The 15,422-nt window shown below is 58.7% G+C and carries 16 protein-coding genes; 14 read left to right on the top strand and 2 right to left on the bottom strand.

The features are described 5' to 3' along the window. The first annotated feature begins 30 nt into the window (after window positions 1-30). The 13 genes from flhF (at window position 31) to RRB22_11240 (ending at window position 12,335) form a co-directional block, all read left to right on the top strand. Window positions 31-1,476, top strand: a complete 1,446-nt coding sequence (gene flhF / locus RRB22_11300; protein ID MDT8384990.1) for a flagellar biosynthesis protein FlhF — start codon at window positions 31-33, stop codon at window positions 1,474-1,476. Further along, window positions 1,469-2,347 (top strand): MinD/ParA family protein, encoded by an 879-nt coding sequence (locus tag RRB22_11295; GenBank protein ID MDT8384989.1) that lies wholly within the window; start codon window positions 1,469-1,471, stop codon window positions 2,345-2,347. Before flhF ends, RRB22_11295 begins: the two co-directional genes overlap by 8 nt. Continuing rightward, complete coding sequence (locus RRB22_11290) at window positions 2,344-3,099, top strand: RNA polymerase sigma factor FliA (protein ID MDT8384988.1); 756 nt, start codon at window positions 2,344-2,346, stop codon at window positions 3,097-3,099. The genes RRB22_11295 and RRB22_11290 overlap by 4 nt, the downstream gene beginning before the upstream one ends. A gap of 64 nt (window positions 3,100-3,163) precedes the next feature. Beyond that, a complete protein-coding gene (locus tag RRB22_11285; protein ID MDT8384987.1) occupies window positions 3,164-3,544 on the top strand; it encodes a chemotaxis response regulator CheY in 381 nt (126 codons plus the stop codon). A gap of 2 nt (window positions 3,545-3,546) precedes the next feature. Then, a complete protein-coding gene (locus RRB22_11280; GenBank protein ID MDT8384986.1) occupies window positions 3,547-4,308 on the top strand; it encodes a protein phosphatase CheZ in 762 nt (253 codons plus the stop codon). Window positions 4,309-4,351: 43 nt separating this feature from the next. Continuing rightward, on the top strand, window positions 4,352-6,457 hold the full coding sequence (locus RRB22_11275) for a chemotaxis protein CheA (GenBank protein ID MDT8384985.1): 2,106 nt from the start codon (window positions 4,352-4,354) through the stop codon (window positions 6,455-6,457). A 138-nt stretch (window positions 6,458-6,595) separates the two neighbouring features. Next, a complete protein-coding gene (locus RRB22_11270; protein MDT8384984.1) occupies window positions 6,596-7,711 on the top strand; it encodes a chemotaxis response regulator protein-glutamate methylesterase in 1,116 nt (371 codons plus the stop codon). A 1-nt stretch (window position 7,712) separates the two neighbouring features. Next, window positions 7,713-8,453: a flagellar motor protein gene (locus tag RRB22_11265; GenBank protein MDT8384983.1), complete on the top strand. Its 741-nt coding sequence runs from the start codon at window positions 7,713-7,715 to the stop codon at window positions 8,451-8,453. Window positions 8,454-8,491: 38 nt separating this feature from the next. Next, the gene (gene motD / locus RRB22_11260) at window positions 8,492-9,415 is read left to right on the top strand and encodes a flagellar motor protein MotD (protein MDT8384982.1); all 924 of its coding nucleotides are present in this window, start codon (window positions 8,492-8,494) and stop codon (window positions 9,413-9,415) included. After that, window positions 9,416-10,222, top strand: a complete 807-nt coding sequence (locus RRB22_11255; protein MDT8384981.1) for a ParA family protein — start codon at window positions 9,416-9,418, stop codon at window positions 10,220-10,222. A gap of 41 nt (window positions 10,223-10,263) precedes the next feature. Continuing rightward, entirely contained in the window at window positions 10,264-10,998 is a 735-nt protein-coding gene (locus RRB22_11250; protein ID MDT8384980.1) for a chemotaxis protein CheW, read from the top strand. Window positions 10,999-11,185: 187 nt separating this feature from the next. Further along, on the top strand, window positions 11,186-11,671 hold the full coding sequence (locus RRB22_11245; GenBank protein ID MDT8384979.1) for a chemotaxis protein CheW: 486 nt from the start codon (window positions 11,186-11,188) through the stop codon (window positions 11,669-11,671). A gap of 271 nt (window positions 11,672-11,942) precedes the next feature. Further along, window positions 11,943-12,335: a DUF2802 domain-containing protein gene (locus RRB22_11240; GenBank protein MDT8384978.1), complete on the top strand. Its 393-nt coding sequence runs from the start codon at window positions 11,943-11,945 to the stop codon at window positions 12,333-12,335. 28 nt (window positions 12,336-12,363) lie between these two features. Here the strand turns inward: RRB22_11240 and RRB22_11235 are convergent, their stop codons facing one another. Together RRB22_11235 and RRB22_11230 are read right to left on the bottom strand one after the other, a co-directional pair. After that, window positions 12,364-12,666 carry an EscU/YscU/HrcU family type III secretion system export apparatus switch protein gene (locus RRB22_11235; protein ID MDT8384977.1) on the bottom strand — a complete coding sequence of 101 codons (303 nt, stop codon included), beginning with the start codon at window positions 12,664-12,666 and terminating at the stop codon, window positions 12,364-12,366. After that, a complete protein-coding gene (locus RRB22_11230; protein MDT8384976.1) occupies window positions 12,663-14,180 on the bottom strand; it encodes a flagellar hook-length control protein FliK in 1,518 nt (505 codons plus the stop codon). The genes RRB22_11235 and RRB22_11230 overlap by 4 nt, the downstream gene beginning before the upstream one ends. A gap of 274 nt (window positions 14,181-14,454) precedes the next feature. Between RRB22_11230 and RRB22_11225 the strand changes: the two genes are divergently transcribed. Then, on the top strand, window positions 14,455-15,417 hold the full coding sequence (locus tag RRB22_11225; protein MDT8384975.1) for a pentapeptide repeat-containing protein: 963 nt from the start codon (window positions 14,455-14,457) through the stop codon (window positions 15,415-15,417). Window positions 15,418-15,422: the final 5 nt, after the last annotated feature.

Here is a 15,422-nt window from a genome sequence, read left to right as displayed (position 1 = left end):
GTCGGCAATGATCACCAGAGGTAGTTAGAGATGAAGATAAAGCGTTTTTTTGCGAAGGAGATGCGACAGGGGATTCGCCAGGTGCGTGAAGCACTGGGTGCCGACGCAGTCATTTTATCGAATACGCGGGTCAACGGGGGTGTGGAGATCGTGGCCGCGGTGGATTACGACGAATCACTGCTGCAGGCCGAGACGGTGGGGCAGGATGTGCTGAGCAACCCGGCGAGTGCGCCGGCAGGCAAAAAGGCAGCGCCCAGGGCGAATCCCTTCGCCGCTGAGTCGTCGCTGGCAGCGGACAGCGTGTCGATCAGTAGCGCCGCCTTGCCCGAGCTGAAATTTTCCACGCTGCGTGAGCAGCAACACGCGCTGGGCGAGATCCCCCGCAATAGCATTGATCAACCCTCCCTGGCCTCGCGTTACGCATCAGCACCCTCAGACAACGCATCAGCCACCTCTTCATCTACCTCTTCAACGACGTACCACGACCGACCGGCAAAGGCCGCTGGCCACGGTTATGAACGCATCGAGTGGTCGCAGGATCCGGCCATCCTGGAACTGAAAAATGAACTCAAGGACATGCGCAGCCTGCTGGAGCAGCAGCTGTCCGGCCTGGCCTGGGGCGAGCTGACGCGACGTGATCCGCTACGCGCAAAGCTGACCCGCTGCCTGCTGGAACTGGGCCTGAGCCCCACCATCTGCGAACGTGTCGCGGACGCCGCCGGCAAGCATGCAGACTTCGATAACACCTGGCGGCATGCGCTGGCCATCCTGGCCCATAGCCTGCCCGTCGACAGCACCGATTTTCTGGAGCAGGGTGGCGTGGTGGCACTGGTCGGCGCCACCGGCGTCGGCAAAACCACCACCATTGCCAAACTGGCGGCACGCTATGCCCTGCGTCATGGCAGCGAGCGCGTCGCCATGGTCACCACCGACGGCTATCGCATCGCGGCACACGAACAGCTGCGCACCTATGGCCGCATTCTCGATATCCCGGTGCGCATCGCCAACAACCACGATGAACTGGTGGAGGCATTGAAGCTATTGTCGGACCGCGATCTGGTGCTGGTGGATACCGCCGGCATGAGCCAGCGTGATATCCGCCTGACCGAGCAGTTCCAGCTCATCCAGAAGAGCGCGCCGAGCATCAAGACCTATCTGGTATTGTCCAGCACCACCCACCGCGCAGGGCTGCGTGAAATCACCACCGCCTTCGGTGAGGCAAAACTGGACGGCTGCATTCTGACAAAACTGGACGAGACCACCAGCCTGGGTGGCGCCCTGTCTGCGGTGATGGAACACGAATTGCCGGTCGCGTACGTGAGTGACGGACAGCGGGTGCCGGAGGATATTCATATTGCGCGAGGCCATAGCCTGATCAATCAGGCGGTGCTGATCGCACAGGAGACCAACCAGGCCCTGAAACAGGAATCTTTAAATCTAGCGTTTAGCGGGATGGTGGCAAATGCTCATGGCTGAAACAATTGATCAAGCAGCAGGGTTGCGCCGCATGGTAAAACCGCAACCGGTGCGAGTGATCGCAGTAACCAGTGGTAAGGGCGGCGTGGGTAAAACCAATGTCTCCGTCAATCTCGGTATCAGCCTCGCCAGTCAGGGTAAGGACGTCATGCTGATGGATGCCGATCTGGGCCTGGCAAACGTGGATGTGATGTTAGGTCTACAGCCGAAATACGACCTGTCGCATGTGTTAAGCGGCGAACGCACCCTGGATGAGGTGATGTGCACCGGACCCCAGGGCATAAAACTGGTTCCTGCCTCGTCGGGCATTCAGGCCATGGCGGAGCTGAGCACCGTGCAACACGCCGGCGTGATCAGCGCCTTTAGTGAAATCAGTTGCCCACCCGACGTGTTGATCGTGGATACCGCGGCAGGCATCTCGGATAACGTGGTGACCTTCTCACGCGCCGCGCAGGAAGTGGTGGTGGTGGTGTGTGATGAGCCGGCCTCCATTACCGACGCCTATGCGTTGATCAAACTCCTCAATCGTGAATACGGCATTTACCGCTTTCGCGTGGTCACCAATATGGTGGAGAGCGCACAGGACGGACGCGCGCTGTATAACAAAATCCTGCGAGTGACGGATCGATATCTGGATGTGGCCCTGGATTTCATGGGGATTGTCCCGTTTGATGAATTTTTACGTAAGGCAGTACAGAAGCAAAGAGCGGTGGTAGAAGCCTACCCGCGCAGTAAATCAGCACTGGCATTCAAGAAACTTGCCAGTAGAGTCGATAGTTGGCCAGTGCCTGCGAGTGCTGGCGGTCAATTGGAATTTTTTGTTGAGAGGCTAATTATGGCCAGCCAGCACGGAACAGGAGCGTCGATATGAGTGGAGCTGTTATGTATGCCGAGGCACAAGCTTATGATCAACCCTTTGATCAGAGCATAGATTTTGACTCACAGGTAAAACAGTATGCGCCACTGGTGAAACGCATTGCGTATCACCTGATGGCACGCCTGCCACCCAGCGTGCAACAGGATGATCTCATCCAGGCGGGGATGATCGGCCTGTTGGAGGCATTGCGAAATTATGATGCCACCCAGGGGGCCAGTTTCCAGACCTACGCACGCATCCGTATTCGCGGCGCCATGCTGGATGAGATTCGCAAGAATGACTGGGCACCACGCTCCGTGCATCGCAAGGCAAGAATGGTGGCCGAGGTGGTGCGCAATATCGAAAACAGCACCGGACGTGATGCCCGCGACCAGGAAATCGCCAGGGAACTGGATGTGTCGCTGGAGGAATACCATCGGTTATTGCAGGAGGCCAGCGGTCACCGGGTGTTCAGTTATGAAGAACTGGATGTCGAGTCGCATGGTGGCGCGGAATCCCTAACGCAAAAGGTATCGGGTCCCCTGGAAGGGCTGCAAACAGAAGATTTCAGACGCAGCCTTGCCGATGCGATTGCCGGCCTGCCGGAACGCGAACGGCTGGTGATGACCCTGTATTACGATGAAGAGTTAAACCTGCGCGAAATTGGCTCGATCCTGGGCGTGAGTGAATCGCGTGTTTGCCAGATTCACAGCCAGGCGGTGATTCGTCTCCAGTCACGAATGACGCATTGGGTCAATGGCGACTGATTTCTGTCGCTATGTATGAAGAAGCAAAACAGATCTGGAACCGGAGGATGTCTTGGATAACAACATGAAAATCCTCATTGTGGATGATTTTTCGACAATGAGGCGCATTATCAAAAATCTGCTACGCGACCTGGGTTATACCAATACCCAGGAGGCGGATGATGGCCTGACCGCACTGCCGATGTTGAAGGGTGGCAATTTTGACTTCCTGGTGACCGACTGGAACATGCCCGGCATGCAGGGGATCGAGCTGCTCAAAGAGGTCCGGGCAGACGCCAGTCTGGCAAGCCTTCCGGTGTTGATGGTGACCGCAGAACAAAAACGCGAACAGATCGTCGAGGCGGCACAGGCCGGGGTTAATGGCTACATCGTTAAGCCATTCACGGCACAAACACTCAAGGAAAAAATCGATAAGATTTTTGAGCGCATTGAAGGCGGGGGCTGATTATGGGGGGCGATGTGCAGGAAAATATTGAGGGAGTGGATGAGGATATCCTCTATCGTGCCGAGGAAATGGTGCGGGCGATGCAGGAGGGTAATGACAGGCAGGCAGGTGAGCTGTTGCAGTACATATCCAGTGCCCGTGAATCCGGACTGTATAACGAAGTCGGGAAAATGGCCCGTGGCCTGCACGATGCGTTAAACACATTTTGTTCAGAGACGCGCATTGATGAACTGGCGGAGGATGAAATTCCTGATGCGAGATCGCGTCTGCGTCATGTGATTACCCTGACGCAGAAATCGGCCGATCGGTCGCTGACCGCCGTCGAAAATACCTTGCCTCGCTGTGACGAACTGTCCGGCAAGATCAGTGAGCTGGGCAAGGCCTGGCAGAATTTCAAGCGCCGCGAGATGTCGGTAGAGCAGTTTCGTGAGCTGAGTACAAAACTGGAGACATTTTTCAGTGAGGCCGAGGAGGAAACCTCCGCCATCCGCAGCGGCCTGAATGAGGTCATGATGGCCCAGGATTTCCAGGACCTGACCGGACAGATTATCACCCGTGTCATTGAGCTGGTTGAAGAGGTTGAAGGCAACCTTGTCGAACTGGTTCGCCTGACCGGCGTGCGTAAGACGCCCTCGACGACGAATGATAATGACCGGGCAGAAGCAATCAAGGCCGAGGGTCCGCATGTCCCTGGCCTGGGTGACAACAAGGTTGTCAACGGACAAGATGATGTTGATGACCTGCTGTCGAGCCTTGGATTCTGATGCGACTAATCAAAGTAACGAATAGGCGAGCAAAGGGTTAAGCATGGCAATGGATGATGATGCAGAATTGTTGCAGGATTTTCTGGTTGAGGCCGGAGAGATTCTTGAACAATTAAATGAGCAATTGGTCGATCTGGAGCAGCGACCGGATGACTCTGAACTGCTGAATGCGGTTTTTAGAGGTTTTCACACCATCAAGGGTGGTGGCAGCTTTTTGAGCCTCACTGCGCTGGTTGAGGTCTGTCATCGGGCGGAAGACGTGTTTAATGCGCTGCGTAATGGCGAGCGCAAGGTCGACGCGAAATTGATGGACGTGATCTTGCCGGTGCTGGACGTGGTCAATCATCAGTTTGATGAGATCCGGGCCGGCGAGGAGCCGACGCCCGCCGAACCTGCACTGATGGCGCAGCTTGAATCCTTGCTACACCCCAGCGCAGAGGCCGAGCCCGACAACAGTGCCGCAACGAACAATAGTCCCGCGGCTGACGCGCCACAGGAAGCGGCGCCGGCAGAACCAGCCAGCGCCGATTCACTGGACGCCGAGTTTGAGGCCATTATCGATGCGGCCCAATCCGCCGCTCCTGCCCCTAAGGCGAACAGCGATGAAATCAGCGAAGATGAATTCGAGGCGCTGCTCGACCAACTGCACGGTGGCGGAAAGCCGGCCGGTAAACCTGCCGCCGACAAGGACATAACAAAAACTAGCGCTCCGGCAGCGGCAGACGATGGCGAGATCACCGATGATGAATTCGAGGCCCTGCTGGATCAATTGCATGGTGGCGGGAAACCGACCGGCAGCAAAGCTCCGGCGCCCGCGGCTGCGGTAAAGGCGACACCGGCCGCGCAGGACAAGGTCGGCGCGGCGAAGGCCGACACTCCAGCACCCGTCACCGCCAGCCGTACACCGGCCGAAAAGCCGGAAGCGGCACCAGAGAAGGTGGCAGTCGCCGCAACGGCCGTGAAAGAACCGCCGCCGCAGGCAGAAACCACGGTGCGTGTCGACACCAAACGCCTGGACGACATCATGAATATGGTCGGTGAGCTGGTGCTGGTGCGCAATCGCGTTGCCACGCTCGGCCTGGCCAAGCGTGACGATGAAATGGCGATGGTGGTTGCCAATCTGGATGTGGTGACGGCCGACCTGCAGGCCGCGGTGATGAAGACCCGCATGCAGCCCATCAAAAAGGTATTTGGTCGTTTTCCACGCGTGGTGCGTGATCTGGCGCGCAACCTCAAGAAAGAGGTGAATCTCGAATTACGGGGCGAGGAAACCGATCTCGACAAGAATCTGGTCGAGGCCCTGGCGGACCCGTTGGTGCATCTGGTGCGCAATGCCGTCGACCATGGTATTGAAATGCCCGATCAGCGCGAGGCCGCCGGCAAGCCGCGCACCGGCACGGTGGTATTGACCGCCGAACAGGAAGGCGATCACATCCTGTTGATGATTCAGGACGATGGCAAGGGAATGAATCCGAACAATCTCCGTCAGGCCGCGGTCGCCAAGGGGATGATGGATCAGGAGGCGGCGGATCGGCTTGAAGACCGAGAGTGTTACAACCTGATATTCGCCCCGGGATTTTCCACCAAGGTAGAGATTTCCGATGTGTCCGGCCGTGGCGTCGGTATGGATGTGGTGAAAACCCGCATCAGTCAGCTCAACGGTACGGTCGATGTCGATTCGGTAGAGGGTCGTGGCAGCATCATTCGGATTCAGGTGCCGCTGACGCTGGCCATCATGCCGACCTTGATGGTGCTGCTGGAAAAACAGATTTTTGCCTTACCGCTGGCCAGCGTGAATGAAATATTCCATCTCGATCTGACCCGTACCAATGTGATCGATGGTCAGCTGGTGGTGATGGTGAGAGACAAGGCGCTGCCGCTGTTTTATCTGCGTCGCTGGCTGGTGGCGGGTGCCCAGTATGAGGAGCTGCCTAAGGCGGGTCATGTGGTGGTGGTGAGTATCGGCGCACAGCGGGTCGGTTTTGTGGTGGACCAGTTGATCGGTCAGGAAGAGGTGGTGATCAAGCCACTGGGTGCCCTGCTGCATGGAATGAAAGGCCTTGCCGGCGCCACGATTACCGGCGATGGCCGTATTTCATTGATTCTGGATATCCCGGGCCTGATGCAGACGTATGCCCGGAGGCTTTAACCAGGCCTACTCAGGAATTCAATGAAAATTGATAATAATGAAAACTATTTCACAGCCATTTTCTTACTACCGATGCATGGCGCGCGCCGTTAATACGCCCGCTGTGAATATCTCTGCAACACTGCAGGATCGTTGCTGATGACCGTGCGTGTATTGGTGGTCGATGACTCGCGATTTTTCCGGCGCCGCGTTACCGAGATGCTGGAGTCCGATCCGCAGATCAAGGTGATCGACACGGCGGAAAATGGTCTGGATGCGGTCAGCAAGGCATCACGACTCAAACCGGATGTGATTACCATGGATGTGGAAATGCCCGTCATGGATGGCATTACCGCGACCCGCAAGATTATGGCTGCGAGTCCCACCGCCATTCTGATGTTTTCCTCGCTGACCACCGATGGCGCCAAATCAACCCTGGATGCGCTGGAGGCGGGCGCCGTCGATTTTCTGCCGAAACGCTTCGAGGATATCTCCAATGATCGTGATGAGGCGCGGCGGCTGTTATGCGAGCGCGTGCGGGCGGTGGGTACCCGGCGCCGTCCCTCTTTTTCGACCGCAGCTGCGACCCCGGCGCGTCCCGTTCCATCGAGAACCGTGCCGGGTGCTGCATTGACCTCAGGTCAGCAAAAGTTATCGACAAGTCCAACCCCGGTGCACAGATCATCCGGGGCGGGTTTTCCAAAAGGCAGCATACAGCTGGTTGCCATCGGCACCTCAACCGGTGGCCCCGTGGCCCTGCAGAATGTGCTGAAGCAACTGCCGGCGAATTTTCCGGTACCTATCCTGCTGATCCAGCATATGCCGGGCAGTTTCACCAAGGCCTTCGCCGATCGCCTGAATGGTTTATGCGACATCACTGTGCGCGAGGCACAGGATGGAGATGAACTGGAACCGGGTCTGGCACTACTGGCGCCAGGCGGTCAACAGATGATCGTGGAGAAACGCGGTGGTCGTGGTTTTGTGAAGATCACCGACAGTGAGCCGGGGCAGAATTACAAACCCTGTGTCAATGTCACCTTCACCTCGGTGGCCAAAAATTATCCGGGCGTGGTGTTGGCGATTGTGCTCACCGGTATGGGCGCGGACGGCAGGGAAGGCGCAAGGTTGATCAAGCAGGGCGGTTCCAGAATATGGGCGCAGGACGAGGCGTCGTGCGTGGTCTATGGAATGCCGGCGGCCGTCATCGATGCGGGTCTGGCTGATCAGATTTTGCCGCTGGACAATGTTGGCAAGTCATTGGCTGACAGTATCTAGTATGGATATTTTAAGTCTCGTTGGATTAATCGTCGGCTTTGGTGCAATCCTCGGCGGCCAGTTCCTGGAAGGCGGGCATATCGGGTCCTTGGTTAATGGCCCGGCATGTCTGATTGTATTGGGGGGAACCGTCGGCGCGGTGATGTTGCAGACGCCGTTCGGCATATTCATGTCATCGATAAAGATGATGATGTGGACCCTGTTCCCGCCAAAATTGCGCAGCGAAGAGGCGATCCAGAAAATCATGGAGTGGAGCAATATCGCCAGAAAGGAAGGGCTGCTGGGTCTGGAGGATGTCGCTGAGAACGAAACCGATCCTTTTGCACAAAAGGGTTTGCAGCTCTTGGTGGATGGCAGCGAGCCGGAGATTATTCGCCGCGTAATGGAAGTGGAACTGGATGCCAAGGAACACTTCGGCACCGAGGCGGCCAAGGTGTTTGAGAATATGGGTGGCTACAGTCCGACCATCGGCATTATTGGCGCCGTTATGGGGCTGATCCATGTGATGCAGAACCTGGCCGATCCTTCCAAGCTGGGTTCCGGTATCGCTACGGCCTTTGTCGCCACTATCTATGGCGTCGGTCTGGCAAACCTGCTGTTCCTGCCCATCGCGGGAAAACTGAAATCACAGGTGCATGCCCAGACACAGCTGCACGAGATGATCGTGGAAGGCGTCATTTCCATTGCCGAGGGTGAGAACCCTCGCAACATCGAGACCAAGCTACGAGGCTTCGTGAGTTGATCCAGCAACGGATTCCTCTACGACGGTGGTAGTTAGTTATGGCCAGAAAAAAGAAAAAAGAGGAACATGTAAACCATGAAAGATGGCTGGTGTCCTATGCCGATTTCATCACCCTGTTGTTCGCCTTTTTTGTGGTTATGTACTCGATATCCTCGGTGAATGAGGGTAAATATCGCGTCCTTTCCGACTCCATCTCATCCGCCTTCGATCCATCGGAGCGTGGCCTGCCGATTAAATTTAATAACCCGTTAAAGGCCCCTATCGTTTCGCGCCCGGTACGCTCCAGTTCGGATACCGCGGAGAGTGCGCAAAATCTCAATCCCTCTGCCTATGGCGGCGTGGATGCCAGCGAGGAGGATAAGGTTACTCTTAAAAAGATCTCCTCCCTTGTCGAAAAAGGCCTTGCGCCGCTGATTGACAAGGAACTGGTGAAGGTTACCAAAAATGATCTGTGGATCGAGATCGAGATCAACTCCAGTATCCTCTACGCCAGTGGCAAGGCGCAGCTTGAATCGCAGGCTGTGCCTGTGCTGCGCAAGGTCGCGACCATCATCAGCGACATTAACAACCAGGTGCAGGTCGAGGGATTTACCGACGACATTCCCATTAGTACTGACGAGTTCCCCTCTAACTGGGAGTTGTCCGCAGCGCGAGCCGCCAGCGTTGTTCACCTGTTCGCGCAAAACGGGGTGAAGCCCCAGAGAATGTCGGCGGTTGGATATGCGGAATTCAAGCCTGTGGCTGATAACACTACCGCCAAGGGTCGGCGTGAAAACCGTCGTGTCAAGATTGTTGTCCTATCGGATGCGATAGCGCGCCGGACCAGTCGCGCGGAACAACTGGATGCCACCGTTTCCGCAAAGCGGCGCATTGAGCGGGAAAAATCCACGCCCGGCGTGTCAGTGATAAATCCGCCGATCAATATCCTGCCCCCGGCACGCCAATCGCCCGGAGGTTCCTGAGTGAAGGTCTGGGCGGTCGCCAACCAGAAAGGCGGGGTCGGAAAAACCACCTCGGTGGTGAGTCTGGGTGGTCTGCTGGCGGCGCGGGGTTATCGCACCCTGCTGCTGGACATGGATCCGCATGGTTCAATGTCTTCCTATTTCAGGCTGGACCCGGATCACATCGAAAACAGCCTGTATCGGTTGTTTCAGAATAAACAGTCGCCGGTGACGGTTCCGCTGCAGAATCTGATACATCGTACCGACTATGAAAACCTGTCCCTGATGCCGGCCTCTACGGCGCTGGCGACGCTGGACCGGCAGTTGGGTACCTCGAATGGAATGGGTCTGGTGGTGCAACAGGCATTGGCGGCCCTGTCTGCCGAATATGACTATGCGCTGATCGACTGCCCCCCCTTGCTCGGCGTGCTGATGGTGAATGCCCTGGCCGCCTGTGAGCATCTGATCATTCCCGTACAGACCGAGTTTCTCGCGGTGAAGGGGCTGGAACGTATGCTGCGCACCCTGAGCATGATCGGCCGCGCCAATCACCGGGTGCCCGAGTACACGATTTTGCCGACCATGTTTGATCGCCGCACCCGCGCGTCTGTTTCCACGCTGCGCCTGCTGCGCGAGCGCCACGCGACCTCCCTGTGGCGCTCGGTGATTCCTGTCGACACCCAGTTTCGTGAGGCCAGCCGACTGGGCGTGCCGCTGACCATCAAGTCACCGAACGATCGCGGCTCGCTGGCGTATGCGGAATTGCTCAACGATCTATTGGAACCTGCGATACAGGGGCATCTGCCGATGGCTATGGCCACTCGGTAAGACGATTCCTTTTCATACTGAAACTCACACTGAAATCCACGATGAAAAAACAGCCGTTCGAAACCTACACCCTGGACGAACCGAGCCGCGCCTTACGGGTGTATCTGGATGCCCTGCTGTGTGAGGCCTCTGCTGTGGTCGCCGCGGAAGACGCGGCGCGGGCTCCGGGCGCGGTGATGACCGAAGCCCTGGCGGCCACGGTGGTGCCTGTGTCGCAGCCGGATCCAGGCCCAGCGCCGGCGCTTGCCGGGAGTGCGGCGGCAGATCATCCGTGCGACGCTAGCTCCACTGTGGCCGAGCCGGAGGACGTTAGCTATCCGGACTGGGCGCAGGGTCGCTTTCAGTGTCTCAGCTTTCAGGTGGCGGGCGTGACCCTGGCGGCGCCACTGGAGGCGCTGGACGGCATCGTGGAATTGAAGGAGACCATCACCGAGCTGCCCGGCTATGCCCCCTGGGTGCTGGGCCTGTTGCCGCATCGGGGGCAAAACGTCCAGGTGGTGGATATCGCGGAGATCATCATGCCGGATGAGCGCCGTGCGGCGCTGCCGCCCGCCCATGAGCGGGTCAAATATCTGGTGCTGATAGCCGGTGGAAAATTTGGCCTGGCCGCCGACAGCATCTCCGAGGTCCTCACCCTGGATCGCGCGGCTGTGCGCTGGCGCGGCAGCCAGCAGCGTCGCCCGTGGCTGGCGGGCACGGTGATTGATCGGATGTGCGCCCTGTTAGAGATGGAGCAGCTGTGCGTGCAGCTGCGCGCCGGCCTGAAGGGTGCTTAGCACAGACTCTGGCAGGTGATCTGGCAGGGTGGTATGAATCCTGCATTTATCTTCACAACGCGCAACCAGTGGCCGTCGTTGATCGCGAAACGACAATGAATTGACACGTGACTGCTATGCAACGGGTATAGGGACCTGTTTCAGGGCCAGGCGTGACGGAAATTTAACTTGTAAGGTGGAAGCCATAATGGGTACGACAGCAACTAACACCAATAAAAAGTCCGATGATGAAAACCTCCGCTGGGTCACGTTTCGGCTGGAGAATGAAAAATACGGCATCAATGTGATGCAGGTGCAGGAGGTGTTGCGGGTCACCGAGATTGCGCCGGTGCCCGGCGCCCCCAGCTATGTGATGGGCATCATCAATCTGCGCGGCAATGTGGTGACAGTGATCAATACCCGCAGTCGGTTTGGTCTGAATCCGGCGGAGCTGGATGACTCGACCCGGATTGTGATCATTGAATCCGACGAGCAGGTGGTGGGCATCCTGGTGGACAGCGTTGCCGAGGTGGTGGATCTGAAGGCCTCTGAAATCGAGACCGCGCCCAATGTGGGCACGGAAGAGAGTTCCAAGTTTATCCAGGGGGTGGCGAGCCACGATAGCGAGCTGCTGATCCTGGTGGACCTGAACAAACTGCTCAGTGATGAAGAATGGGCGGATATGCTGCTCTGAGATGGGCAGGGTGATCTTCGCGAAAAAGGAGAGGGCGAATGGCGGACTCGACACTCATACCCCCCGTTGGCATCAGCCAGCCGTTGCCAAAGCCTCATTCCGTGCCGTCCGATAAGCAGCAGCCCAAACGACAGCCCAAACCTCCCGTACCCAAAAAACCGAACAAAGATGATGACCGACCCGGTATTGATGAATATGCCTGAGTACCGGCGCTGAAGGTAACTGGCGTGTGCAGTGAATAACCCGCTGACTGACGAAGAAAGGTAATACCATGATGAACATCTCCTTTGAAGTAATTGCCATAGCCGCACTGGTCACGGCGCTAGTGACCCTGTTGATGGCCTTTTCAAAACACGCCCGCTTGCGCTCACTGCTGGAACAGCAGCAAACCACCATCACTACCCTGCAATCCGATATCCGTGCCGTCTGCGCCGGTGCCGTTAAGCTGGGGGAGCATCTGGCGCATATGGAACAGCGTACCCATCGCCTGGGACAGCGTCAGGATCAGTTGGAGATGAATGCCTCGGGTTCGCAGAGTTACCGCCAGGCCAGGAAGATGATGCACAAGGGTGCGGAGCTGGAAGAGGTGATGGCCGACTGCGGTATCGCCCGTGGCGAGGCCGAGCTGGTGGCCCTGGCGGAGCGTATCAAGAAGGCCTCCTAGTTTCTCCGATCATCCGAGCTCCCCGATTTTATTCCGGCGCGTCGGGCGTTGGCTCAAATCCCTCCGGCCGCTTGCCGCTCAGGATATAGGCGAAGGCAATCACCTCGGCCACCGCGGTGTACAGTGGCTGGGGGATTTCGTCACCCAGATCCAGTTTCGATAACAGCCCAATCAGCGCCGCATCCTGCTGCAGGGGGATGCCATGCTGCTTCGCCAGGGCAATGATCCTTTCGGCGAGTTCACCCGTGCCTTTGGCCGTGATCTGCGGCGCATTCTTGCCGTCATAGTGCAGGGCAACGGCGGTGGTGGGGGTGTCGTGCGGCTCGTTCATGCCTGTTCATCCAGCAGTGCGGGGTGCAGATAATCATCAGCCGAGCTGGGACCGGGGGCCTTGCCCTGGTGCGCCTGGAGTTGGCCGATGCTGAGTCCGACCTCGCGATACCGCTGTTTCAGCAGCGGCAGGTGATCGCGGATGAAGTCGCTGGTGTGCGGATTTTCCGACCAGAAGCGGGTGTGGATAGTCCCCTTCACCAGACTGACACGGACCTGCACGGGTCCCAGCCCTTTGGGGCTGAGTGACAGGGTGACTGTCCAGAAAGCGGTGTCCTTTTTGCCCTGTGGTGGGCGCTGTTGATCAATGCACAACCGGATCAGGTCGATGTGCCCCTCGCCACGGACGGGCAGTTCCAGCACCCAGCTCCGTTTTCCCTCTTCCTCCGGGGCGCTGGAGACCAGTTGGTTGAGCTGCAATCGGGCGACGCCACTTTCCACGCTGCGCAGCAGTTCCGCCAATGCCTGTTGCAGGCCCATGGACGGGTTCAGGGTGGCCTGGCCTGCGGCCGGAGCTGCCGACGGGGCGTGGGTGGGTATCGGCGGTGTGGCAGGCGTCGGCGTCGCCGGGCTGGATTTTATGAGGCCTAGCAGGGTCACCAACAGGCCGAGCAGTCCGCCCTTGAAATCGATTGGGATCGCGGCCGCGAGGGGGTTCAGGTTCTGCTGCGGCGACTGCTGCAGGGCCTGCGCCAGTCGGGCCTCCAGAAACAGCCCGGACTGGGCCACCGCCTGCCTGACGCCATCCGCGGTACCCAGTGTCGCCGGCTGCGGCAGGCGCTCGATGATGGCGCGGCTCAGTTCCACCACGGCCGGGGGCAAGGCGGGAGCCGGTCGGGGAGCGTTGGGCAGGAAGGAGTAACGGCCGTCGCCGGCGATGAGCGCCAGATTGGACAGCAGCGGCGGCAGCGGGGCCTGACGCGGCAGGGTGGCGCGTAATGCCTGGGGAATGCTGTCGCTGGCGGTAGTGGCGGGGGTGAGTATCTTCAGCGCGGCGATGGCCCCCGGGTGGAGGACTTCCAGTTTCAGTGGCTGGTTGACTGTGGCGGGTAAGGCCTGCGACAGTTGCACGGCGATACGATTGCCAGCCCACTCCAGTATGGCGCGGGTGGGCTGTTGCTCGAGCGGGATCTGCAAGCGGGCCATCAATTGCTGGCCCGGCGTCAATTGTCGGATCAAGCCGGGCTGCGGCAGCAGGCTGATGGTGATCGGCGCCGCCGCCTCGGGTCGGCCCGCGTTGGCGGTCTGCGTGATGAGCCGTAACACCGTCAGCTCCGCGAGTCGGCTGACCTCCAGTTGCAGGGGCTGCCCCGGCGTCAGCCCGAACGGGGTCTGCGCGGGCAGTTGTGCGCTGACCAGGGCACCGCCGATGGTGAGGGTCGCCTGTCCATGCCTGGGGGTCGTTACCGCCGTTGCCGTGACCAGTTGACCGACCTTCCAGGCATCCACCACGGCCTGTGGGGATCTGGCGAGCAGATCCAGCTTGAGCGTGTTCTGGATACCGGAGATGTCCATTCAGTCCTGATCGTGGGATAACCTGTTTCGGGGTCATCGGTCGGGGTCATCGATTTTTCATAACATACGGGATTTTCCGTCGAAAGGGTAAAGATGCCGCTAAAATTTTTGCCCAAACGGCCGAACATCTCTATGGGATCCGGCCGCCCTCAGAAGGCGGGGCCGCAACAGCGGTACGTGCGGTGAGTGACCCTGAATCCAACCGGCTCCCAGGCCGAATCATCCAGGCCAATCGATCATTGATGGCAGCGGCGGACAGCCACTAGGAACACGAATGCAGATAAAACAACGCTGGTACACCCGCCGTGGCGATCAAATTCGCGGGCCATTTCCGGCGCCACAGATTTCGCGATTTATCCTGCTGGGACGAATCCAGGACAGCGATGAGCTGAGCACGGATCAGCGCCACTGGCAGAAGGTGACGGAGATCCCCATCCTGTTGCCGGAGGAACTGAAGGCCGACCTGCACGACCCGGAGGCGGCGGAACGCCTGAAGATCGCCCGCATGCGGGAGGATGAGCGTAACGCCCGGGACAGGCGGGATCGGGATGAACCGGGGCAGCCGAAACAGGAGCGCCGGGCCAATGACCCGGGCCGACGGCAGTCGGAAGAGGAGGCGATGATTCGCCACCGCGAGATCAAGACCGCCATTGCCGAGGCCGCCCTGCAACGCAAACAGCACTATTTTCTGCGCGGGGTCGTGTCGACCCTGTTTCTCACCAGTGTGATTGTGGCCGCCTGGTACTTCCAGCCCTGGCAGAATCAGGAAACCACCGATTGCAACGCCGTCCCCCAGCCCTGGGTGAACTGGAATAACTGCCTGATGGAGGGCGTGAAACTGGTGACCGCCGATCTGCGCGGCGCGCAGCTGCGTAATGCCAACATGGCCGGCGCCGATCTGCGCGGGGCGCATTTGTCCGCCGCCGATATCGCCTACACCAGTCTGGTGGGAGCCAATCTTTCGGGGGCCGAGCTGCACCAGGTGACGATGCTGGGAACCAACCTGCGTAACGCCAATCTGGCCAGCGCCGACCTGTCCGGCGCCAATCTCGCCTACGCGATTCTCCAGAAGGCGGATCTGCGCAACGCCAATCTCAGTCATGCCAATCTGACGAACGCCGATCTACAGGGCGCCACGCTGGACACGGCCAATCTGACTGGGGCCATCCTGGACCAGGCCATCTGGCTGGATGGGCGTATCTGCGCCCGGGGTTCGGTGGGCAAGTGCGATAAGTAGTTTGG

It is taken from the genome of Gammaproteobacteria bacterium, from assembly GCA_032250735.1.
Lineage (GTDB): Bacteria > Pseudomonadota > Gammaproteobacteria > SZUA-152 > SZUA-152 > SZUA-152.
Note: the sequence above shows the minus strand (reverse complement) of the source record. Positions and strands in the feature narration are given on the sequence as shown.